Genomic DNA, 22255 nt, shown 5'->3' with positions numbered 1-22255 from the left:
TTGCCAAGAGTTAATGGTTAATTATTAACATCACCGTACGTGAAATGAGTGATAAACTGATTAGAACTTTTCTGTGGACTACGATTATGAAGAAACTCGGTATGATTTCGTTGCTTATAGCAATTATCGCTATAGCGATATGGCAATGGCCGAAACCTGACGCTCCTTTACTTTCATCAAACAACGTCATGCCCGCCATGGAGAATTTGCCCGACAATTTCTTTGACACACAAGTAAACCCAGTACTAACGAAGCGCTGTGTTGTCTGCCACGCCTGTTACGATGCGCCATGCCAACTAAAGATGTCATCTCCAGAGGGTATAGCCAGAGGTGCTAACAAAGAAAAAGTCTATGAAGGGACACGACTCACCGCTGCCCAACCCAATAGAATGTTTCTCGACGCCCACAACGTAGACGCATGGCGAAAGCGTGGCTTTTTCGACGTGCTCGAATCGAAAGAAAAACCTAACGCTTCGCCGACCCAATCTTCGGTGCTAGCGCAAATGCTTTTGCTAAAAAAACAGCACCCTTTGCCCAACACCGCTCATTTAGGTGACAATTTCGATATAAGCTTAAATCGACAAAACCAATGCCCAACAATAGATGAAATGGGCGGGTACATAGCAGGCCAGCCCCTGGGAGGCATGCCCTACGCACTGCCAGCCCTGTCGGATGCAGAGCACTCTACACTCATTCAGTGGTTAAACCATGGTGCGCCGTTACCTTTACCCAAAGCGCTCTCACAAGAACTGAATGAGAACATAACTGGTTTGGAAGTGTGGCTTAATGGGGATAGCAACAAGATGCAGCTTTCCGCACGTTATATTTACGAACACTTGTTTACGTCTCACCTCTATTTCGAAGATATTTCAGAAAAAGGTAAAACGCCTCAGTTTTTTAAGCTAGTGCGCTCGCGCACACCACCCGGACAAGCGTTAGATATTATTGCTACTCGCAGACCCTTCGACGATCCAGAGGTCGAGCGCGTTTACTATCGTCTACAGCCAGTGCATTCAACTATCGTGAGTAAAACACATCAAGCTTACGCCATTAATAAAACACTGATGGAAAAATGGCAATCGTGGTTTGTCGACGCAGAATTTTCTGTAGAAACATTGCCATCATACAAACCCCAAGTGGCGGCCAACCCATTAACGGCCTTTACCTTATTGCCAGTAGAAAGTCGTTATCGATTTATGCTTGAGCGCGCGCAAAACACCATTATGGGTTATATCAAAGGTCCCGTGTGCAGAGGACAAGTCGCGCTTAACGTCATTAACGATCGATTCTGGGTGTTCTTTGTCGACCCAGACATTGCAGCATCTGAAAAAGTAAATGCTTTTTACGCTACTCAAAAAGAAAACCTCCACCTTCCCGCTGAAAAAGATAGCTCAGCCCTTGCGGTAAACTGGGTTAAATACGCTAAGCGCCAAGGCGAATATATGCGTGCAAGAACCACCTTTTTGAACAATGAATTCAAAAATGAAGAGCATTTGAGTGTGTCGAGTATATGGGATGGCGACGGCGATAATACCAATGCCAGCTTAACCGTATTTCGTCATTTCGATAATGCCACAGTTGTTAAGGGGATGGTTGGCCAGCCCACTAAAACAGCATGGGTGATTGACTATGCCTTGTTAGAGCGCATTCACTACTTGCTTGTGGCTGGCTTTGATGTTTACGGCAATTATGGCCATCAGTTATTGACCCGTTTATACATGGATTTCTTGCGCATGGAAGGTGAATCGAACTTCCTTAATCTACTTCCTCCAATCACCCGCCATGACCTTCTTGACGATTGGTATCAAAACGCAAGCCCTGAACTTACCGATTATTTGGAAGGTGATATCAACAGTTTCGAACAACCTTCTGGCATAGCGTTCGAAACAGATAATCCTCAACAAGAACTTTATCAATTGTTATCGCATTACTTGGCTAAGGTTCAACCGAATGCCTCAACCTACAATAAACGTTTGCTATCAGCTGAACAGCTCGAAGCATTAGAGCGCTTAGATTCACTTCCTGCTCAACAAGCGACGTTGATGCCTGAAACTACCATGATTGTGATTCAAGACGACAAAAACCCAGACAACATTGATGTATTCACTGCCCTTAGAAATAGCGCGCATTACAATGTAAATAGCCTATTTGAAGAAGAGGAAAACCGGGAGCCTTCTAAAGATTCAATCACGCTAGTTCATGGTTTGTTGGGCAGTTACCCTGACGCATTCTGGTATATCAATGCCTCAGAAATAACGTCTTCGATTGAGAAGCTTAAATCCATTAAAAGCGAAGCCGATTACAAAGCCTTGCTCGACGATGTTGGCATGCGCCGAACCAACCCTAACTTTTGGGCGTTTAGTGATAAATTAATGCAATGGTCTAGCGAGCGCTATCCTATTGAAGGCGGTCTTCTCGACTATAATCGGTTAGAAGATCGCTAAACCTTGCGCTGTGTGCCGTTTAACGCTTTTCTTTTGCAAAAAACCTATGCTAATGTCCAACCATTGGAAATGAAAGGACATTAGCATTCCATGCCCTATCAAACCGTTGCTTTAATTGGAAAACCTCAGCACGCTGCAACCCATGACAGCCTGAACATTCTTGCCGAATATTTATTGGCAAAAGGCTGTAAATTATTGGTTGAGGAAAGTATTGCTGAAGAACTTGAAACCGAAAACTTCAAAAGCTGTAACCTTGTCACTATTGGCAAAGAGGCTGACCTTGCCGTTGTGGTAGGCGGTGACGGCAGCATGCTTGGTGCAGCACGTGTGCTCGCTCGCTTTGACATTCACGTTGTCGGTGTAAACCGAGGAAATCTCGGCTTTTTAACTGATATCCACCCCGATGATATTGTTCAACAACTTGACCTTATCTTTAACGGTGAATGCGTAGTAGAAGAGCGCTTCTTACTTGAAGTAGAAGTTTATCGACACGAAAAGCTTAAAAGTAACAACTCTGCTGTAAACGAAGTGGTGCTTCACCACGGAAAAGTTGCCCATATGATGGAATTTGAAATTTACATCGATGAGCAATTTGTATTCAGTCAGCGCAGCGACGGATTAATAGTAGCCACACCTACAGGTTCAACGGCTTACTCTTTATCAGCGGGCGGCCCTATTATTATGCCCAAGCTAGATGCACTTACGTTGGTACCCATGTTTCCTCACACACTTAGCAGCCGTCCAATCGTTGTTGATGCTGACAGTCAGGTATCGATGAAAGTATCAAAGGTTAATAGTGACTCGCTACAAGTGAGTTGCGATAGCCATATTGTTCTGCCGGTGCTGCCTGGCGATGAAATTCGAATAAACAAAAGCGTAGACAAACTCCATCTTGTTCACCCTAAGGGCTACAGCTACTTCAATGTACTTCGTAAAAAGTTAGGTTGGGGTAGTAAGCTTTACTAACCTCCCTGCTCCATTTAGTTGATTCCATGTGCATTTATTACATAAGCCTGTAGCATTTTCTTGATTGCTACAGGCTTGAAAAATAAAGATTTTTTAATCTTCTCTAATTTCCTTAACGAAAACCAAGACTTATAGAAATATAAGTTTTCGGCATACCTGTTGCACCTATTACAACAAGTCGTCAGCACAAGGTCTTTGTTATTTGGCCTAAATGATGTTTCGCATCCCGCTGACTTATTTGCATTCAATAGGAGATATCATGAGTAACACCAATATCAAATTTACAGCCCCTGGAATGGATAACGATGCTGCTGCCAAAACAATCAAGGTATTGGATCAGCGATTGGTTGCACTATTAGATTTACAGTTAACGTTGAAGCACATTCATTGGAATGTAGTAGGACCAAATTTTATCGGTGTGCATGAGATGTTGGATCCGCAGGTAGATGCGGTACGCGAAATGACCGACACAATTGCAGAGCGAATTGCTACATTAGGTGGCGTACCGAAAGGTACACCAAAAGCCATTGTTGAAGGCCGCAGCTGGAATGATTATGAGTTGGGTAAAGGTTTAGTACTTGACCACCTTAAGGCGCTGGATGCCGTATATGACGGTGTAAATGGTGACCACAGAAAAGCGTTAGAGCTTTTGGGTGAAATTGACCCAGTATCGGAAGATATGATCACCGGCCAACTTGCAGATTTAGAACAGTTCCAGTGGTTTGTGCGCGCGCACATTGAGTCTGGCAGCGGTGAGCTACAACAATAGAATACGTTCACTGTGTTTGCAGATTGTAATCCGAACTATCTGCAATAGATTAAAGTTGTAATGTTAAGGAGAGCTTCGGCTCTCCTTTTTAAGTTTTCCCTTCGCGGCGAATCCGAATTATCGGTTATTCATAACCCACCCTTAAAAGATCGAACCTATACAATTGATTTTACGAATATTATTATCGACGCCGGTTGTTTTTAAATAAATATTTTGCGACTTAACTTTACACAACACAAATACTGTATATATTATCAGTTACTGTATATATCATCATGTTCAACTTTTTTCGAGTGTGGTTATGTTAGCGCATCTTTCTATTTCTAATTTTGCTGTTGTAAAACAATTATCAGTTCAACTGGAAAACGGGTTGACTGCTATAACCGGTGAAACCGGTGCAGGTAAATCAATTGCTATTGATGCCTTAAGCTTGTGCTTAGGCGAGCGCGCCGACGCAAATGCGGTGCGAAAAGGTAGCGCAAAAGCGGAGATCATTGCTCACTTTTCTTTAAACGGCAATGTATTAGCTAAAGCCTTCCTCGATGAACATGAGCTCACCTCAGATGAAGATGAGAATAGCTGCTTTATTCGCAGAGTTATTTCAAAGGAAGGCCGTTCAAAAGCTTTTATCAACGGTATTCCCGCCTCACTTCAGCAGTTAAAAGGCTTAGGCCAGTTTTTGTTGGCCATTCACGGTCAAAATACTCACCTACAGTTGCTGAAAGAAGACCATCAAAGGGAATTAGTTGATGGTTACGCTAAGCACAACGACATATTAGTGCAAGTTAGAGAAACCTACTCTCTTTGGCGTGATAAGCAGCGCACGTTAAAGGCGCTTCAAGAACAAGCCCAGCAGCGCGAAGACAGAATTCAGCTGTTAACTTATCAGGTTCAAGAACTTGATGAATTCGCCATTGAAGAGGGTGAATTTGAAGAGTTAGAAATAGAGCACAAACGCCTGAGTAACGGGCAAAGTCTTTTAGAGCAAGCACAGACTAGCGTATACAATTTATATGAAAGCGATGAAGGCAACGCACTGTCAGTTATACAAAGCAGTATTGAACGTTTAGGCGAATTAGAGACGCACGACGCTAGTTTAACGCCAATCATTGCAATGCTTAATGATGCAGCAATTCAAGTAGAAGAAGCGGCAGGAGAGCTACGTAGCTACTGCGATCACTTAGAGATCGATCCACTTCGCTTACAGCAAGTTGAGGCGCGCTATGCGAAGGCGATGGAACTTGCCCGTAAACATACTGTGATGCCAGAAGGACTTTATCAGCATCACCAAGAGCTAGCCGCCGAATTCAATGCTTTATCGGAACAGGAAACACTGTTAGGTACTCTTGAAGGCGAAGTAGAAGAAGCACGTGCAACGTATTTAACCGCGACCAAAGCGCTTTCTGAGAGCAGGCAACGTGCTGCTGGTAAGCTAAGCGAAGATATTGAAGTGCAAATTCGCCAAATGAATATGCCCCACGCAAAAGTGGATATTCAGATTCAATACGACGAACTTAAGAAGCCGGTGAGCACAGGTCTAGATACCGTAGAATTTAAAGTGTCTACCAACCCTGGTCAAGATGCAGACAAATTAGAAAAAGTCGTATCAGGTGGTGAACTTTCTCGTATAGGACTGGCTATTCAGGTTATAGCAAGCGGCCATCACGCTACCCCTACTATGATTTTCGATGAAGTCGATACGGGCATTAGCGGCCCAACAGCATCAATCGTTGGCGGGCTTTTACGTAAATTAGGTAAACAATCGCAAGTAATGTGTGTTACCCATCTACCTCAAGTAGCGGCACAGGCACATAATCAATTGTTTGTTACCAAGCTTACCGACGGGGAAAGTACTGAAACCCAGATGTTGGCGCTGACTAAGCAAGACAGGATCGATGAGCTTGCAAGACTATTAGCCGGTGATAAAGTAACCAAATCGGCGCTAGCGAATGCAAAAGAACTGCTTAAAAGCGCAGCATCGAACTAAAATGCAGTTGATTGGTCATAGTTGTCAATGTAGCATGCCTTCGCGCTTGCAATAAAACAGTCTCGAAATTCGCTTTAGCGAAGTTCATTGACACTAACAAAGGCAATACTGGACAAATTAACGCATGAAGTTGCAACACCTATTAGTAATTCTTGGTATCACACTTACATCAACCGCTTGCTCGAACTGGATTTATCGAATCGACGTTCCTCAAGGAAACTTCCTTGATCAAAGAGATGTGGAAAAGCTGCGCGTTGGAATGACAAAAGAACAGGTTATTTATGTACTAGGTAACCCTGTTGTTCAAGACTCATTCGACGATGATACTTGGTACTACGTTTACGATATGAAGCGCGGTATGAAAAAGCGTGGTGAAGATTTTCAAAAGCAAATGGTGATTAACTTTGTAGACAACAAAGTGACAACGGTTGAAGGTGACTTCGAGTTATCTGAAGACTTCAATACACCGCTTGATAACTAATTTTGTTTAAAAGGTAGCGTTTCTCGCTACCTTTTTTGTTTCTAATACCCTTCATAAAAACGTCTGTTTTTTTAGAGATATATCGCTTACCTACTTGAGGTTTATATGGAACATAGTTTTTGGCACAGTAAATGGCAAAAGAACGAGATTGGATTTCACGAACCTGAAGGGAATGCGCTTCTTATCAAATATGCCTCTTCCCTGTTGGATGTTGAAAACTCACACTCAGCTTTGAAACGCATATTTGTTCCGCTATGCGGGAAGACCCGCGACATCGGCTGGCTACTTTCCCAAGGTTGTGAGGTGGTAGGTGCTGAGCTAAGCGAAGTGGCTATTATACAGCTGTTTGAAGAGCTGGGAGCCGAGCCTACCATTACCCCAACAGCAAAGGGTAAGGTTTATGCTAAAGACGGCTTAACCATACACGTGGGCGATATTTTTAAACTCACATCAAGCGACATAGGTGACGTTACTGGTGTTTACGACAGAGCCGCTTTAGTTGCACTGCCCAGTCCGCTTCGCGAGCAATACGCTGCACACTTAATTACCATTACTCAATGCGCCCCCCAGCTAATCATTTCTTTCGAGTATGACCAGAATGAAATGGCCGGCCCTCCCTTTAGCGTAAACGAAAAAACCGTCGACGCTCTTTATTCAGCCGATTACAACATTCAGAGGTTAGAGCGCTCGGTGCTTGAAGGCGGTTTGAAAGGCAAAGTAGACGCTGATAATTTGGTATTTGCACTAACGGCGAAGTAGACTTTTTTAAGATTTATTGCCAATACAAAGCGTTGAAATAGTTGCTTTATAGTTTGCGTTTTAGCGCTGATTAACAGCGACACTTAAGCTATTCATACCCACACCAGCTAATGCGACTTGCTTAAATAAATGACTAGAGGCCAAGCAGTGCCTCTATGCCAAACAATATTGCACCTATCAACCCGCCTACGATCGTGCCGTTTATGCGAACTTTTTGAAGATCGCGGCCAATATTCAACTCTACCTGCTCAGCCATTTCACGTTCATCCCAACTATTGATGGTGTCGCGAATGTGACGGGTTAGAAATTCAGCCAACTCAGGCGCCATATATTTAGCCGCTTCTCCAATGTGCTTATTGAACGCTTTTGCTAGCTCACTGTCTTGCGTTAACGTGGTACCCAAATCGTTCAAAAGGCTCGACACCTTTGTTTCTGCTTTACCATTTTGCTGTTCAAGAGACGTTAAAAGCCATTGATGAAACTTGGCCCATGATTGCTGAACATACGCGTTTAACGCTGGGTCATTAATAATTTTTTCCCGATAGCTGTTTACCTTTTTCTCCATTAACGGGCTGTGCTGTAGTTCGTAGAGGAATTCTTGTACTTGCTCATCAAATGCATGGCGAATGGGGTGATGCTCATCTTCGTATACATCTTCCAAAATACTTGAAACCGCTTTAACAGCAATGAGTGCCCCCTGCTCGCTTAGCCAACTAGACGGTAATAGCTTTTCGATACGACTGTATTCAGTTTTTAGCCAGACTACTAACGTATCTGCTATGTAGATTTGGGTTTCTGGCTCTGCAAGCAGTGAGGCCAATTTCCCTAACACCCTATCAAGCACTACCTGATGCTGGCGCTCTTTCGTAACGGCGCTTAACGAGGTTGCCATCAATTGCCTAAGATCAAGTTGGTTAATGCCCTTCTGTGCGGTTTTAGCGATAAACGCTTTCACAGGTTTGTCATCGAGCACACGCAGAACGCCTGCAAAAGCATCGCATAGAAAGCGACTTAAACGGGTAGCGTTTCTATCCTGTGACAACCACCTTCCCGCGCCCTTAGCAGGGTCGCTGTCCCGAATTAGCTTCTCTATTGCTTCAGGATGAAAGAACTTTTCTTTAACGAACAATGACAGGTTATTAGCAATAACAGACTTGTTACTAGCCACGATATTGGTGTGCGGAATGGGGTACTTCGCTGGAATTGGCTTAAATAATGCCGTCACTGCAAACCAGTCAGCTAGACCACCGATGAGCGCCGCCTCACTGGCCATCTTAATAAGCCCCAACCACCATGCTCCTTGCAAGTTTGGATAAAACTTAGGAAGTAAAACCGTTAAAACAAATACACTTGCGGCAAAAATCAAACAGGCCAATGCAAGCCTTTTAGCCTTATTCAATTGCGTGTACTTGTCCTGCATAAACTACTCCGTTTAAATTACTCGTTTACCATCTTGGTCTATAAGTGGTGTGCCGTCTTCTTTAGCAAAAGGGCCTTGTGGCCATACAGGCAAAATATCCAGTACAGCTTCACTTGGCCGGCATAATTTCACTGTTTCTTTCGCGTTATTCGAATAGGAATTACCTTCAACTCTCCCAAGAGGTAAAGAAACTGCTTTTTCGTGTTCACCTTCGGGAATGCAAACAATAGGCCTATTCACTAAAACGGGATGTTCCAGCATCAATTCAAAGATGATTTCGTTACTCACTGTTTCATCAAGTAACCCTAATTCAGCAGCAGGAGACTTTGTTGTGCGAAGCGCTTGTCGAGGGTTAAGGTTAGCTGCATTCAATAAATAAGTTAGTTGTTCACGTTCCCACCCAACACGCAAATACTCAATAACCTGCACCTCATACCCAGCGGCCTTGATCACCGCCAGTACATTCCTAGACGTGCCGCACTCTGGGTTGTGATAAATCTTTATCATGCCACCTAACCTCACTAAAAAGTAAAAACCACATATACCAACATACTATTGAAATTCGAGGACAGACACTCGCAAAGGCTAAAACCTTGCCTGTACTCGTTGGACACACACTCAAATAGCTACCTGTACTTCTTGGACACACACTCAAAAAAGTAGCTTGTAACCAAATACAATTCGAGGACGGACACTCAAAAAAGCAGCTTGTAACCAAAAAGATGTATTCACAATGAGTGTCTGTCCATTTCTTTAAATAATTTCTTCAAGCGAGTGTCTGTCCCCTTCTGAGCTCCCTTCTGAGCTTAGGGCCATGTGGTGCAGAATGGTCAAATTCGCCATCCGGTGGCAGATGAAACTATAAAATTAGTCATTACACCATTGAGCCAGTCTCCCCCCTTTGGCACATTAAACTAACCTTTTGATTTAAAATACTTTTTAAGAGTGGCATGATACGTGAAACGTATTTTATAAATACACAACAAAATTTGTGTTTGATATTAATACCGTTAAAGCGTCTTATTAAGTATTTATAAAATAATCAAGGATATAAGAATATGAAAAAGTCTATAATTGCTAGTGCAGCTATGTTGCTTTCAGCCTCTTTGCTTACTGGCTGCGTTATCCATGTTGGAGACGCTAGTGCATTAGAAGGCAGCGATTTCAGTTCTATTCTAGGCAATATTGACATAGCTGAAGGGAAGCACGCTGGCGATATTTCTTCTGTTAATGGCAATGTGGAAATTAGCGATCATGGTGGCGCAGATGAAGTCAGTATCGTTAACGGCAATCTTGAAATGGGTAGCCATGTGTCTGTCCGAAATATCGATATTGTAAATGGCGATATAAGTGCAGCTTCACACCTCAATGTGCTTAAGGGTGTAGAGACCGTGAATGGAAATGTTACGCTTCCTACGCAAAGTAAAATTGGCGGTAGCGTTGAAACAGTGAATGGAGACATAACAGCCGTTGATACAACCATTGAAAAACACATCAAAACACTCAACGGCGATATTACTTTGTCTGGCTCTTCTCACGTTTTAGGCGATATCGTATATAAGGAAAGTGAAAGCTCTTGGGGCAAGAAATCGGACAACAAACCTACCCTATCGATTAGTGCATCGGTTACTGTGGACGGCAACATTGTTTTGCACCGTCCTGTTAACTTAGATATTGAAAGCGACGAACTTAAGCAAAAAGTCATTGTAAGCTACAGTGGTGCGCAGTAACTTATCAGCTTAATCATTTAAGCTAACATTCTGGAAATGCATGACTGAACAAGAAAAGATGCTTGCTGGCGATTTATACTTTCCGTCAGACAAAACATTATCGGCATTGCGCAAGCAATGTCGTATGCAATTAGACGAGCTCAACACAACTTGTCAAAGTGACCACAAAAAGCGTACAAGACTACTAAAAGCGCTGTTTGGTAGTACTGGAAAAAGGCTTTACATCGAGTCATCATTCAAATGTGATTACGGCGAAAATATTCACGTAGGCGAAAATTTTTTCGCTAACTTCAATTGTGTGATTTTAGATGCAGCGAAGGTCACGATAGGTGATAACTGCATGATTGCGCCTCAAGTCGGTTTGTACACCGCTACGCACCCATTAGATCCGGTACAAAGGGCAACCGGCATCGAGTTCGCCAAGCCCATTACTATTGGCGATAATTGCTGGATTGGTGGTATGGCGGTCATAAACCCTGGCGTAACGTTGGGAGACAATGTGGTTGTGGCCTCTGGCGCGGTGGTAACTAAGTCTTTTGGCGACAATGTGGTCATAGGTGGTAACCCCGCCAAAGTCATCAAAGAAATAGAGCAAGCCGAATAGAGCATGTGATGTTTTCGGTATCACATGTCTTAAAAAACACCTTTACTCGAGTCCATACCAAGTCACATCTATCGATTTAATCTGAACCGGTAATTCAAAGACTCTTCAAGGGCCGCCATTAGTACCTCAAAGGCGGCCCCTGATTTTAGCCCTGTACACAGAGCTAGGTAAAATTAAACGCTATCCCGTTAGTAGTCTAAAGACAAACGCTCTCTACAAATCGTTAATCCCAGTCTGGAGCAAAATCCGGGTTTACAATTCGGTCGCCGTTATCAAGATCATCAATAAGCGCGAGCTCTGAATCAGTTAAGTGTACACCACCGTAAGCTAAATTCTCCGCCAAGTGTACTTTACTGGTTGATGAAGGGATTGCGTAAATGTGACGTTTCTCCATCCACGCCAGAACAACTTGCGCCGGCGTCGCATCGTGGTTTTGTGCTATTCGCAATAACGTTTCGTCCTTCATTACTTTTCCTACCGCAAATGGCATATATGCAGTCGCTTTTATGCCTTTTTCCTTACACGCTTCAACAACTTTCTTATTTTGCATGAAAGGATGGATTTCAATTTGGTTGGTGTAAATCTCGCCTTTACCAAGAACCTTTTCGGCCTTATCTAACAAATCAATAGTGAAATTAGACACCCCAATATGACGAGTAAGCCCTTGCTCTTTCGCCTTTGCAAGATTGCCTAAGTAACTTTCGAGTGAAATATCATTGCCAGGATATGGCCAATGGATAAGAAGCAAATCAACATATTCTAGCTTCAGCTTTTCTAAGCTTTCGTGAACACTTGGAATAAAATGGGTATCGCCCAATGACTCGTGCCACACCTTGGTGGTGACAAACAGTTCGCTTCTATCAAGGCCGCTGGTTTTTATGGCATCGCCAACTTGTGCTTCGTTGTCATAAAATTGTGCGGTATCAATGTGTCTGAAACCAACCTCTAGCGCTTTACTGACTGACTCACGGGCCTCGTCACCTTTCAATCGAAACGTTCCCATTCCTAACTGAGGCATATCTTTCATTACTATCTCCTTTTCCGTTTTGGTCTTACCCTACTTGACGTAGCAGCTTCACACTTTGCTACGCCATCGCTTAGAAAGAAGATCGTAATCATCGTGACTGAAATCAGAATTAAATGGGGGACAAACCTAGTGATTAAGTTGAAGAATGCACGTCACTGAAATAAAAAAGCCGCTAGCGAACGCTTGCGGCTTTGAGTAATCACTTACACGTCAAGAATAAATTAACTATTACTTACGTTTGGCGGGACGCCCAGCTCGTTTATTTAAGCCTTGTTGCTTACGCACTTTATGCTTTTTAACCGAGCGACGCATGCGACTTAAACGCGCGTGGTCAAGTTTGCCCTGGCGCACATTAACCATAGTTTGCGTTTCATCCGGCAGTTGAACATGGCTACGAAGCGCGTTCACGTCTTCTAATCCTAGTTCTACCCACGCACCTTGGGGTAGACGCTTTTGCAATTCAATTGGGCCATACTTAACACGGATCAAACGGCTTACCTGCACGCCTTGCGACTCCCAAAGACGACGCACTTCGCGGTTACGCCCTTCTTTCAACGTTACGTTGTACCAACGGTTCATGCTTTCATCTTCAGCATGCTGCGGCGTAGGCGCACCTGAAATTGTCAGGAACTTTGCTTCGCCGTCTTCCAGCTCTACACCTTTTTGAAGGGTATGTAGTGTTTTGCCTGTTACCTCACCGAATACACGTACTGCGTATTCGCGTTCTACTTCGCACTTAGGGTGCATTAGGCGGTTGGCTAATTCACCATCGTTAGTGAATAACAGCAGGCCACTGGTGTTCATGTCTAGACGACCAACGGTGATCCAGCGCCCTAGTCGAATAGCGGGTAGACGGTCAAATACCGTATCGCGACCTTCAGGGTCGTGACGGCTACACAATTCACCTTCGGGTTTGTTGTACATCAACACTCGGCAAATTGGCTGTTCTGTTTGACGAGATAGCAAATGACCATCAACACGGATTTGTGCGGTGTGGTCGACTCTATCTCCTAATGTTGCTTTGGTGCCATCGACCGATACTCGGCCTTCTTCAATCCAACGTTCCATTTCTCGTCGCGAGCCTAGCCCTTGGTTAGCCAGTACTTTTTGCAACTTTTCAGTCATGGGTTTTCACTCTTTAATTGCTTGTTTACGGTCGCACGGTCTATTCAGACGGTGCCTCATTTAACACCTTAAGCGGCGAGTCTGACGCAACGCTTTCAGCCATGTTTTCGAAAGCATCAGCATTGGGCAAATCGCTCAACGACGTCATCGAAAAATAGTCTAAGAAGCCTTTGGTAGTTGCATAAAGTGCTGGTCGCCCAGGCACTTCTTTGTGGCCTACTACCTTTACCCAGTCTCGTTCTGTGAGTGTCTTTATAATATTACTGCTTACCGCCACGCCCCTTACCTGCTCTATTTCTCCGCGGGTTATAGGTTGACGATAGGCAATGAGTGCCAAGGTTTCGAGCATTGCTCTAGAATACTTTGGCGCATTTTCCTGCCACAATTTGCTTAACCACGGGCTTAACGCATCTAACGATTGAAAGCGATAGCCACTTGCTACTTCCACCAATTGAATGCCTCTTGGCTGATAGTCTAACTTTAGCTCGTTAATCACCTTACTCAAGGTTCTATCAGCGACGGTAAACTCATTGAGTACCGTTTCTTTTAAATGCTGCTTTGAAATAGGTTTATCAGCAACAAATATTGCTGCCTCTACCAATTGTTTAAGCTGCGCCGTGTTAATTTTCTTCATGGGCACCTAATTTTACATGAATTTTTGCATAAGGACCTGCCTGAATGCATAAAATTAGCTGTTCTTTTACTAATTCTAAAATTGCTAAGAAGCAAACCACTACCCCAGCTTTACCTTCTTCAACCGTAAATAGGCGTTCAAGTGGCGTATATTCTGTTGTTGTGAGTAACGACAAAATGAGCGACATGCGCTCTCGCGTGCTCAGTGCTTCCCGTGCAATGGTATGGTGTTCAAACGCTTCAGCGCGCTTCATGGCCGCACTGAACGCCAATACAATTTCAGCTAAAGACACATCGGGCTCAATGCGAATTGGCGCCACATTCTCACTTAGTTCAACGTGAGTGGTGAAAATATCCCGTTCAAGTCTAGGCTGAATATCTAAATCTTCTGCCGCTTGCTTTACTAGCTCGTATTCTTTTAATCGGCGAATAAGCTCTGCTCGAGGGTCTTCTTCTTCGTCGGAATCGTCACTGCGTTTAGGAAGTAGAAGCCTGGACTTAATTTCCGCCAATATGGCTGCCATCAGCAAGTACTCTGCCGCCAGCTCTAATTTTAGCGACATCATGGCATCCACATACTCCATATACTGCTTGGTAACATCAGCGATGGGCAGTGTGGTGATATCAAACTTTTGTTTTCTAATCAGATAAAGTAGTAAGTCGAGCGGCCCTTCGAAGGTTTCTAATATGACCTCTAGGGCATCGGGGGGAATGAAGAGATCTTCAGGCTTTTCAATTAGCGCTTCGCCATTAATAAACGCAAGTGGCAACGGCTGCTGAACAGGTGTCAAAAGCCCCTTCTCAACAGAGGCATCATTATCGTTATTATTTTCTTCAACAAGCTCTGACACAGTTCCACAACCGTTTTTACGCGCTAACAAAGCGGCGATTATTGATATTATTATTTACGCGTTCACGCGAGAACTTGCAGCGCTTCGCTGCAAACCGAAGCGCTACAGGCCCTCGCAACATAGCTTACGGTTTCCTACTATAACTCCCACCTGCAACTAGCAAAAGAAGCTATTTAAAATAACCTATTTAAAACAGTCTCTTCAAAAAGCCAGCCTAACGAAAGTTACTCAAAGGGAGACGGATCGCCCGTGCCATGTCGCACAATTACTGGTGTGTCTTCCGACAAATCAACCACGGTAGTGGGCTGCTCACCAATGTAACCACCGTGAATAATAAGCCCTACTTGCTTTTCTAAGTTGTCGCGAATGACATCTGGGTCTGATTCGGCCATGGTGTTACCTGGCAAAATCAAAGACGTTGACATCAACGGCTCGCCCAGCTCTTCCAATAATGCAAGTGCAATGGCGTTATCGGGCACGCGAATACCTATGGTTTTACGTTTAGGATTTTGCAAACGCTTTGGTACTTCGCGGGTCGCTTTCAACACGAAGGTGTAACGCCCTGGTGTGTTGTTCTTAATTTGCCTGAACGCCGTGTTGTCTACCTTTGCGTAAATTGATAGCTCAGACATGTCTCGACACATTAAGGTAAAGTTGTGATCTTTATCGATTTGACGAATACGACACAACTGCTCAAGCGCCTTTTTGTCTTCCATTTGGCAACCTATGGCGTAGCCTGAGTCTGTCGGATACACCACCACTGCTCCCTCTCGAATTAACTCACAAGCCTGACTAATTAGGCGCTTTTGCGGGTTGTCGGGGTGCACATAGAAAAATTGACTCATAATTACTTCCTTTTCTTAAACGCGCAGAACGATACTACTTTGCCAACGAGGTAAGTGTCTGTCCACTCGTAAAGCTTGCTGGTTAAGCTCGTGGGTAAAACTCGTTTTTAAGCTTTTTACCAACCAACTCTCGGCATTTTAATTAGCTTTAGCGCTCATCAACCGTACGTGAACCATTTGCCTTACCTTGCCCATTTATACCGAGAGCGTTGCAAATTAGATTTCCTTAGCTCTCGGCCACCTGCCCTTCAAATTGTTTCCAATTATGCCATACGGGTGTGAGCTTACTGCTAATGCCGAGGTTCTTACCCAGCTCAGTCCAACGAGACGGAAAGTGAAAATCAGAGCCCGCCGATGCTAGTAACTGATGGGTTTGTGCAAGCTCATTAATAAGCTCTTGTTTGGTTTTATTGATACCTGGAAATGCGGTTTCAATGGCGTCGCCACCGGCTTGTTCGAACAATGCCACCAAGCGCCGTAGCCACTTCGCTGTCATATCATAATGAGCAGGATGAGCCAGTACAGCTTGTCCACCTGCATCGTGGATCCACTCGATAGCCGTTTCGATGCTTGGCCACTCTGCTTTAACTGCAGCTCGTTTGCCTTTGCCAAGATACTTTTTAAACGCGGCGTCCATACTTGGCACACCGTAGTTATTTACTAATACGCGCGCAAAGTGCGCCCGTGTCACCTGGCCAACGCCCGCTAGCGCTTTTGCTCGCGTTAGAACACCTTCAAACCCACACTTTTCGAGCTTATCAGCAATTTTTTCAGCTCGAGCTTCTCGGGTTTGAGACTGGCCTTGCAGCCGCTCAAGAAACGTTGGGCAGTGTCTGTCCACATTTAATCCAACTACATGGATATCGAAACTGTGCCAAGTGGTGGAAATTTCAACACCATCAATAATGGTTAATGCACGTTTTTGCTTCGATTGAGTAGCATGTGCTTCTTCCAAACCGGCTACGGTATCGTGGTCGGTAACGGCAAGCGCATCCACCTGCATGGTGTGCGCGCGAAGGATTAATTCTTCTGGCGTTAGGTGGCCATCAGAGAATTTTGTATGACTGTGTAGATCTATTTTCAATGTCTTATGCAAATTTTAGGTTGACACAAACGGCAATTTGTTTTCTTCTATACACACAAAGTATACGTACTAACCGCTTCAAATCCTATTGAAGTTTGGAAAAACAACGAGTAATTCATGCATTCATACAATATTTCAACAGCAATGACAGTTGCAGCTTGGTGGTGGCACTCCCTAACTTAACGGGCGGTGTGCACTGTAGTGCGTGAATGAATACACATAAAGGCCCGTTAATACGGGCCTTTTTTTTGTCTTTTTGCAGTTGGAGAGTAGCAAAAATGAGTTTAGCGGAACTGGGGATTTCTCCAGGTAAGGTAGAGACAATTGAGCAGGTGGGACACTATGTCGATGATCCACTTGCCGCGTTTGCCCACCTTTGTGGCAATAAAAATAACGCATTGCTTTTAGAGTCGGCAGAAATTGATTCTAAAGACGATTTACAAAGCTTGTTAATGGTTGACGCAGCACTGCGCATGGAATGCCGGGGCAACCGCGTTGAAGTGAAAGCACTGACAGGCAACGGCGCTTCAGTGTTACCTTTATTTGTTGACCACGCCCCTGACGGCCTACACATCAAAGAAAGGACAGACACTTCAATTACGTTGGTGTGTGATGAAGCCGACGGTGAACTTGACGAAGACAGCCGCTTAAAGGCCGCAAGCGTAATGGACGCGCTTCGCATTGTTATCAATAAGATAACGCCAATCCGCCAGCATCCCCACGCCGTTTTCTTAGGCGGTGTTTTTGCCTATGACATGCTAGCAGGCTTTGAAAAATTACCTAACGTTGCAGAAGATGAAAATGACTGTCCAGACTTTGTATTTTACTTAGCAGAAACTTTAATTACCGTTGACCACCAAACCCGCGAAACCCATTTAATTGGCAGTGTTTTTAGCGGACAAGACGTAGCCCAGCAATACTTTGCCATTGCTCAGCGCTTAGAAGCAATTCATCAGCAGCTACACGATATGCCCGCTGAACCCGTGCTAGTAGGTGCAAATACAGCAAAGATTGCTGATGTAGAAAGTGAAGCACAAAGCGGACAGTCACTCGTTTCCAACTCAGAAAACTCAAACGAAACTCAAAACGGACAGTCACTTTCTTCTTTTGACCCAAGCGTTGAAGTTAGTGTTGATTTAAGTGATGAACAGTTTTGCAACCATGTGCTGGACTTAAAACAGCACATTTTAGCCGGCGACATTTTTCAGGTTGTGCCCTCGCGCACATTCTCTCTCCCCTGCCCGTCGCCGCTACTTGCTTACGCTAAACTTAAAGAATCAAACCCAAGCCCTTACATGTTTTACATGCAAGATGCCGCTTTCAGCATATTTGGCGCCTCTCCTGAATCAGCGCTCAAATACGAAAGAGAAAGTAATCAGGTAGAGATCTACCCGATTGCCGGTACCCGTCCACGTGGCAAGCGCCCCGACGGCAGTATTGATAGAGATTTAGACAGCCGTATTGAGCTCAACCTTCGCGAAGACACCAAAGAAAAGTCTGAGCACATTATGCTGGTTGACCTTGCCCGAAACGATGTTGCAAAAGTGAGTCGCCCAGGTACGCGCTATGTGAAAGACTTGCTAAAAGTTGACCGTTACTCTCACGTGATGCACTTGGTGTCACGCGTGGTTGGCCAGCTACGTGACGACTTAGATCCACTGCACGCTTATCAAGCCTGCATGAATATGGGCACTCTAGTTGGCGCACCAAAAGTAAGCGCAGCGACGTTAATTCGCGAAGTAGAGAAAAAACGCCGCGGCAGTTATGGCGGTGCGGTTGGCTACTTGAATGGTCAAGGCGATATGGACACTTGTATTGTCATTCGCTCAGCGTTTGTGAAAAACGGCACGGCTTATATTCAAGCGGGTGCAGGTGTAGTATATGACTCGGTTCCACAAGCTGAAGCTGATGAAACCCGCGCTAAGGCACAAGCGGTAATTGGTGCAGTAAAAGCAGCGCTACAAGAAGAAGCTGAAAGTATCAACGTTGCATTAAATGAAGGAGGCAACGCATGAATCAGCAAGTGACCACCCTATTTTTGCTCGACAATGTAGACTCATTTACCTACAACCTTGTGGACGAACTGCGCACCTTAAACCTAGACATTAAAGTCTATCGCAACACGGTTTCAGCAAATGCTCTGTTTGAAAGAATGCAGGAACAAGCAACAAAAGGCCCAGTGCTTCTTATGCTGTCGCCAGGCCCAGGTGCACCAAGTGAAGCTGGCTGTATGCCTGAGCTACTTAAAAAGGTACACGGCGTGTTCCCCGTTATTGGAATTTGCTTAGGCCACCAAGCCATTGTTGAGCATTACGGCGGCACCGTAGGTCGCGCCAGCCAAGTTATGCACGGCAAGTCTTCTGCTATTACCCATTCTGAAGACGCCATGTTCAAAGGCTTACAGCAGCCCTTACATGTAGCACGCTACCACTCTTTAGTGGCACATTCATTGCCTGAAAACCTTACTGTTTGCGCATCTACAATAAACGATGACGGCAGTGAGGCCGTAATGGCAGTTTACAACAGCGAAGATCGCATGTTGGGTTTCCAATTTCACCCAGAATCTATTTTAACAGCCCACGGCAGTATGCTGTTAAAGCAAAGTATTGACTATTTAACGTTACAGGGAGCGAACCATGCTTAATGCAGGCCCTCTACTAGAACAAATTATGTTGCGAGAATCACTGTCGCAAACCGAGGCATACAGCTTGTTTAACAGCATCATGCACGGTGAACAAAGCGAGGTGATGATTGCTTCAGTGCTGACTGCGCTGAAAATGAAAAAAGAATCTCCCAGCGAAATTGCGGGTGCGGCGAGTGCCATGGTTGCCAATGCACTGCCCTTTCCCACACCGTCTTATGAGTTTGCAGATATCGTTGGTACAGGCGGAGATGGCCACAACACCATTAATATTTCCAGTGCAGCTGGGGTGGTTGCCGCTTCTTGTGGCGTGAAGGTGGCGAAACACGGTAATCGCAGTGTATCGAGTAAGTCTGGCTCTGCTGATTTGTTTCGCCAGTTTGGTCTTAATTTAGAAATAAGCCCAGAAACTTCCCGCAAGTGCTTAGATGAAGCAAATTTCACATTTCTTTTTGCACCGGTTTATCACGCCGGTATGCGCCACGCAGCCCCCGTGCGCGCTGCGATGAAGACCAGAACCTTATTTAATATACTGGGGCCGCTGGCAAACCCGGCGGGTCCAACTCATGGCGTTTTCGGCGTATACTCTCCTGAACTGCTTGAACCTTACGCAAAAACCCTTATGCTGCTTGGCCAACACCGCGCAATGATAGTGCATGGCGATGGCTTGGATGAACTGGCGCTTCACGGCGAATCAATGATTTACGACCTTGAGCATGGCGATATTCGCAAGCTTACCGTTACCGCCGAAGACTTCGGTTTACCTCATTATCCTCTTTCTGCGATTGAGGGCGGTGAACCTGAAGAAAACAGACAATTTGTTGAAGCAGCGCTAAACGGCGAAGGTAAAGAGGCGCACCGTGCCGCTATCGCCATGAACTGCGGGGCACTGTTGAAAGTAACCGGCAAAGCCTCAACCTTCAAAGAAGGGGCTGAAATGGCGATGAACGCTATGGCCGAAGGGTTACCCATGCAGTTATTAACGAAGGTTGCCAAAATTACTCAGGAGGTAAGCACGAATGGCTAATGTGCTTGAGAAAATTGTTGCAGACAAACGAGAAGAAGTGGCCGCACGCAAAGATGCACTGCCGCTGGAAAGCTTCAAGGCGAATCTAGTTCCTTCCGAAAATAGTTTATTTGCCGCACTTAGTGAGCCAAACGCAGGCTTTATCTTCGAATGCAAAAAAGCATCGCCTTCAAAAGGCCTTATTCGAGAGCATTTCGATTTAGACGAGATCTTAGCGGCTTACACGCCTTATGCTGCCGGTATTTCTGTGCTGACAGACGAGAAGTACTTCCAAGGTAAATTTGAGTACTTAGCTTATGTTACTGAGCGTGTTGCTCAGCCTGTGCTTAACAAAGATTTCTTCGTTGATACCTATCAAGTGTATCTAGCCCGTCACTATAATGCCGACGCAGTGCTATTAATGCTTAGTGTGCTAAATGATGACGAATATCGAGAGTTGGCAAGCGTTGCCAATGCTCTGTCATTAGACATTCTTACCGAAGTAAGTAATGAAGAAGAAATGGAGCGCGCTATTGCCCTTGAAGCCAACATCATTGGTATCAATAATCGCAACTTACGCGACCTTTCTACCGATTTAGCGACCACCGAACGCCTTGTGCCCATGCTTGAAAAAGCCACGCACGATTACGTGGTTATTTCAGAGTCGGGCATATACACACACCAAGACGTGCTTCGTTTAGCGCCTGTATCCCAAGGCTTTTTGGTGGGCAGTGCGTTAATGGCAGAGTCTGACCTACCGCGCGCTGTGAAAACGTTAGTGAATGGCGCAGTTAAAGTGTGCGGGCTTACCAACCCCGAACAAGCGCAAATGGCGTTTGATAAAGGCGCTAGCTTTGGCGGGCTTATCTTCGCTGAAAAATCGCCACGCTGTGTGAGCGAAGCACAGGCTTTGACTATAACGCAGAGCGTTGACGGTGCTTTTGTTGGTGTGTTCGTTAATCACGACATTGATGAAGTGGCATCGCTCGCCGCCTCGCTCAACCTTTTTGCCGTGCAGCTTCACGGCAGCGAACATGACACCTACATTTCAGCGCTTGCTGCCAAGCTTCCAGAAGGTTGTGAAATTTGGAAAGTCGAAGGTGTTAAAGCAACCTCTTCTGGCGCACTACCAGACGCAGTGGACAGACACTTAAAAAATAGCCTTGTAAGCCGTGTTCTTCTGGATTGCCAAGTGGGTGATGCCAAAGGCGGTACAGGCGAAGCGTTCAACTGGCAGCTATTAACCGATATCGAAGCGAAGCATAAGTTAGTGCTTGCTGGCGGTATTAACGCCCAGAATGTTGCAGAAGCTATTGCAACCGGCTGTGGTGCTATTGATGTGAATTCAGGCGTAGAAACCGCCCCCGGTGTGAAAAGCGAAGAAAAACTCGACGCGCTTTTTGCCATTTGCCGCCGTTACTAATTTAAATACAGGACAACGTAATGAACCAGTTAGATACAAAATTTGGTGAATTTGGTGGCATGTACGTGCCCGAGCTACTTATTCCAGCGCTAGACCAGCTGGAAAAAGCATTTTTGGATGCCAAGGACGACCCGACATTTAACGAAGAGTTTTTATCTCTGTTAAAAGACTACGCCGGTCGCCCAACGTCAATGACGTTAACTCGCAATCTGGTAAGTAACCCAAAGGTAAAGTTATACCTAAAGCGTGAAGACTTACTACACGGTGGCGCTCACAAAACTAACCAGGTGTTGGGCCAAGCGCTACTTACCAAGCGCATGGGTAAAAAAGAAGTTATTGCCGAAACAGGCGCGGGCCAACACGGTGTTGCAACTGCGTTAGCATGTGCATTGTTGGGGCTAAAAGCACGTATTTATATGGGTGCGAAAGATGTTGAGCGTCAAGCGCCAAACGTGTTCCG

At 44.9% G+C, this 22255-nt stretch carries 21 protein-coding genes; 13 read left to right on the top strand and 8 right to left on the bottom strand.

All coding sequences use genetic code 11. From position 1 onward, the window contains the following. Positions 1-101: 101 nt before the first annotated feature. The 6 genes from QVA83_RS10815 to tmpT all read left to right on the top strand — a co-directional run bounded on the left by QVA83_RS10815 (position 102) and on the right by tmpT (position 7406). Positions 102-2444 carry a fatty acid cis/trans isomerase gene (locus tag QVA83_RS10815; RefSeq protein ID WP_287498463.1) on the top strand — a complete coding sequence of 781 codons (2343 nt, stop codon included), beginning with the start codon at positions 102-104 and terminating at the stop codon, positions 2442-2444. Between the two features lie 90 nt (positions 2445-2534). Then, positions 2535-3410: an NAD(+) kinase gene (nadK, locus tag QVA83_RS10810; protein WP_014948959.1), complete on the top strand. Its 876-nt coding sequence runs from the start codon at positions 2535-2537 to the stop codon at positions 3408-3410. A 259-nt stretch (positions 3411-3669) separates the two neighbouring features. Beyond that, the gene (dps, locus tag QVA83_RS10805) at positions 3670-4179 is read left to right on the top strand and encodes a DNA starvation/stationary phase protection protein Dps (RefSeq protein WP_014976104.1); all 510 of its coding nucleotides are present in this window, start codon (positions 3670-3672) and stop codon (positions 4177-4179) included. A gap of 301 nt (positions 4180-4480) precedes the next feature. Further along, on the top strand, positions 4481-6166 hold the full coding sequence (gene recN, locus QVA83_RS10800; protein ID WP_156078154.1) for a DNA repair protein RecN: 1686 nt from the start codon (positions 4481-4483) through the stop codon (positions 6164-6166). Between the two features lie 124 nt (positions 6167-6290). Further along, positions 6291-6647 (top strand): outer membrane protein assembly factor BamE, encoded by a 357-nt coding sequence (locus QVA83_RS10795; protein WP_012517879.1) that lies wholly within the window; start codon positions 6291-6293, stop codon positions 6645-6647. Positions 6648-6752: 105 nt separating this feature from the next. Continuing rightward, positions 6753-7406: a thiopurine S-methyltransferase gene (tmpT, locus tag QVA83_RS10790; protein WP_156078153.1), complete on the top strand. Its 654-nt coding sequence runs from the start codon at positions 6753-6755 to the stop codon at positions 7404-7406. A 133-nt stretch (positions 7407-7539) separates the two neighbouring features. Here tmpT and QVA83_RS10785 read toward each other — a convergent pair whose 3' ends face one another. Continuing rightward, positions 7540-8826 carry a DUF445 domain-containing protein gene (locus tag QVA83_RS10785; protein ID WP_156078152.1) on the bottom strand — a complete coding sequence of 429 codons (1287 nt, stop codon included), beginning with the start codon at positions 8824-8826 and terminating at the stop codon, positions 7540-7542. Between the two features lie 12 nt (positions 8827-8838). After that, complete coding sequence (locus QVA83_RS10780) at positions 8839-9333, bottom strand: arsenate reductase family protein (protein WP_039216282.1); 495 nt, start codon at positions 9331-9333, stop codon at positions 8839-8841. Positions 9334-9884: 551 nt separating this feature from the next. On the opposite strand from QVA83_RS10780, the gene QVA83_RS10775 reads away from it, so the two are divergent. Both QVA83_RS10775 and QVA83_RS10770 read left to right on the top strand, forming a co-directional pair. Further along, a complete protein-coding gene (locus QVA83_RS10775; RefSeq protein WP_156078151.1) occupies positions 9885-10556 on the top strand; it encodes a DUF4097 family beta strand repeat-containing protein in 672 nt (223 codons plus the stop codon). A 40-nt stretch (positions 10557-10596) separates the two neighbouring features. Beyond that, positions 10597-11160 carry a sugar O-acetyltransferase gene (locus QVA83_RS10770; RefSeq protein ID WP_039225718.1) on the top strand — a complete coding sequence of 188 codons (564 nt, stop codon included), beginning with the start codon at positions 10597-10599 and terminating at the stop codon, positions 11158-11160. Between the two features lie 223 nt (positions 11161-11383). Here QVA83_RS10770 and dkgB read toward each other — a convergent pair whose 3' ends face one another. The 6 genes from dkgB to QVA83_RS10740 form a co-directional block, all read right to left on the bottom strand. Further along, positions 11384-12187: a 2,5-didehydrogluconate reductase DkgB gene (dkgB, locus tag QVA83_RS10765; RefSeq protein WP_014948950.1), complete on the bottom strand. Its 804-nt coding sequence runs from the start codon at positions 12185-12187 to the stop codon at positions 11384-11386. A 228-nt stretch (positions 12188-12415) separates the two neighbouring features. After that, entirely contained in the window at positions 12416-13312 is an 897-nt protein-coding gene (gene rluB / locus QVA83_RS10760) for a 23S rRNA pseudouridine(2605) synthase RluB (protein WP_014948949.1), read from the bottom strand. 40 nt (positions 13313-13352) lie between these two features. Beyond that, positions 13353-13946 carry an SMC-Scp complex subunit ScpB gene (scpB, locus tag QVA83_RS10755; RefSeq protein WP_014948948.1) on the bottom strand — a complete coding sequence of 198 codons (594 nt, stop codon included), beginning with the start codon at positions 13944-13946 and terminating at the stop codon, positions 13353-13355. Beyond that, positions 13933-14796, bottom strand: a complete 864-nt coding sequence (locus QVA83_RS10750) for a segregation and condensation protein A (RefSeq protein ID WP_014948947.1) — start codon at positions 14794-14796, stop codon at positions 13933-13935. Before QVA83_RS10750 ends, scpB begins: the two co-directional genes overlap by 14 nt. Positions 14797-15020: 224 nt before the next feature. Continuing rightward, complete coding sequence (locus QVA83_RS10745; RefSeq protein ID WP_014948946.1) at positions 15021-15641, bottom strand: L-threonylcarbamoyladenylate synthase; 621 nt, start codon at positions 15639-15641, stop codon at positions 15021-15023. A 226-nt stretch (positions 15642-15867) separates the two neighbouring features. Then, the gene (locus QVA83_RS10740) at positions 15868-16725 is read right to left on the bottom strand and encodes a PHP domain-containing protein (protein WP_069944025.1); all 858 of its coding nucleotides are present in this window, start codon (positions 16723-16725) and stop codon (positions 15868-15870) included. Between the two features lie 278 nt (positions 16726-17003). On the opposite strand from QVA83_RS10740, the gene QVA83_RS10735 reads away from it, so the two are divergent. The 5 genes from QVA83_RS10735 to QVA83_RS10715 form a co-directional block, all read left to right on the top strand. Continuing rightward, positions 17004-18740, top strand: a complete 1737-nt coding sequence (locus tag QVA83_RS10735) for an anthranilate synthase component 1 (protein WP_287498460.1) — start codon at positions 17004-17006, stop codon at positions 18738-18740. Next, the gene (locus QVA83_RS10730) at positions 18737-19369 is read left to right on the top strand and encodes an aminodeoxychorismate/anthranilate synthase component II (RefSeq protein WP_014948944.1); all 633 of its coding nucleotides are present in this window, start codon (positions 18737-18739) and stop codon (positions 19367-19369) included. The genes QVA83_RS10735 and QVA83_RS10730 overlap by 4 nt, the downstream gene beginning before the upstream one ends. Next, a complete protein-coding gene (gene trpD / locus QVA83_RS10725; RefSeq protein WP_014948943.1) occupies positions 19362-20393 on the top strand; it encodes an anthranilate phosphoribosyltransferase in 1032 nt (343 codons plus the stop codon). The genes QVA83_RS10730 and trpD overlap by 8 nt, the downstream gene beginning before the upstream one ends. Continuing rightward, the gene (trpCF, locus tag QVA83_RS10720; protein ID WP_156078150.1) at positions 20386-21795 is read left to right on the top strand and encodes a bifunctional indole-3-glycerol-phosphate synthase TrpC/phosphoribosylanthranilate isomerase TrpF; all 1410 of its coding nucleotides are present in this window, start codon (positions 20386-20388) and stop codon (positions 21793-21795) included. Before trpD ends, trpCF begins: the two co-directional genes overlap by 8 nt. Positions 21796-21815: 20 nt before the next feature. Further along, a partial coding sequence (locus QVA83_RS10715) for a pyridoxal-phosphate dependent enzyme (protein WP_287498459.1) occupies positions 21816-22255 on the top strand: 440 nt, incomplete at its 3' end.

Source organism: Alteromonas sp. AO-Serp (genome assembly GCF_017849675.1).
GTDB classification, from domain to species: Bacteria; Pseudomonadota; Gammaproteobacteria; order Enterobacterales; family Alteromonadaceae; genus Alteromonas; species Alteromonas macleodii.
Note: the sequence above shows the minus strand (reverse complement) of the source record. Positions and strands in the feature narration are given on the sequence as shown.

Coding starts and splice junctions, on each gene's coding strand:
- QVA83_RS10815 (WP_287498463.1), top strand. CDS start 102: ATGATTTCGTTGCTTATAGCAATTATCGCTATAGCGATATGGCAATGG.
- nadK (WP_014948959.1), top strand. CDS start 2,535: ATGCCCTATCAAACCGTTGCTTTAATTGGAAAACCTCAGCACGCTGCA.
- dps (WP_014976104.1), top strand. CDS start 3,670: ATGAGTAACACCAATATCAAATTTACAGCCCCTGGAATGGATAACGAT.
- recN (WP_156078154.1), top strand. CDS start 4,481: ATGTTAGCGCATCTTTCTATTTCTAATTTTGCTGTTGTAAAACAATTA.
- QVA83_RS10795 (WP_012517879.1), top strand. CDS start 6,291: ATGAAGTTGCAACACCTATTAGTAATTCTTGGTATCACACTTACATCA.
- tmpT (WP_156078153.1), top strand. CDS start 6,753: ATGGAACATAGTTTTTGGCACAGTAAATGGCAAAAGAACGAGATTGGA.
- QVA83_RS10785 (WP_156078152.1), bottom strand. CDS start 8,826: ATGCAGGACAAGTACACGCAATTGAATAAGGCTAAAAGGCTTGCATTG.
- QVA83_RS10780 (WP_039216282.1), bottom strand. CDS start 9,333: ATGATAAAGATTTATCACAACCCAGAGTGCGGCACGTCTAGGAATGTA.
- QVA83_RS10775 (WP_156078151.1), top strand. CDS start 9,885: ATGAAAAAGTCTATAATTGCTAGTGCAGCTATGTTGCTTTCAGCCTCT.
- QVA83_RS10770 (WP_039225718.1), top strand. CDS start 10,597: ATGACTGAACAAGAAAAGATGCTTGCTGGCGATTTATACTTTCCGTCA.
- dkgB (WP_014948950.1), bottom strand. CDS start 12,187: ATGAAAGATATGCCTCAGTTAGGAATGGGAACGTTTCGATTGAAAGGT.
- rluB (WP_014948949.1), bottom strand. CDS start 13,312: ATGACTGAAAAGTTGCAAAAAGTACTGGCTAACCAAGGGCTAGGCTCG.
- scpB (WP_014948948.1), bottom strand. CDS start 13,946: ATGAAGAAAATTAACACGGCGCAGCTTAAACAATTGGTAGAGGCAGCA.
- QVA83_RS10745 (WP_014948946.1), bottom strand. CDS start 15,641: ATGAGTCAATTTTTCTATGTGCACCCCGACAACCCGCAAAAGCGCCTA.
- QVA83_RS10735 (WP_287498460.1), top strand. CDS start 17,004: ATGAGTTTAGCGGAACTGGGGATTTCTCCAGGTAAGGTAGAGACAATT.
- QVA83_RS10730 (WP_014948944.1), top strand. CDS start 18,737: ATGAATCAGCAAGTGACCACCCTATTTTTGCTCGACAATGTAGACTCA.
- trpD (WP_014948943.1), top strand. CDS start 19,362: ATGCTTAATGCAGGCCCTCTACTAGAACAAATTATGTTGCGAGAATCA.
- trpCF (WP_156078150.1), top strand. CDS start 20,386: ATGGCTAATGTGCTTGAGAAAATTGTTGCAGACAAACGAGAAGAAGTG.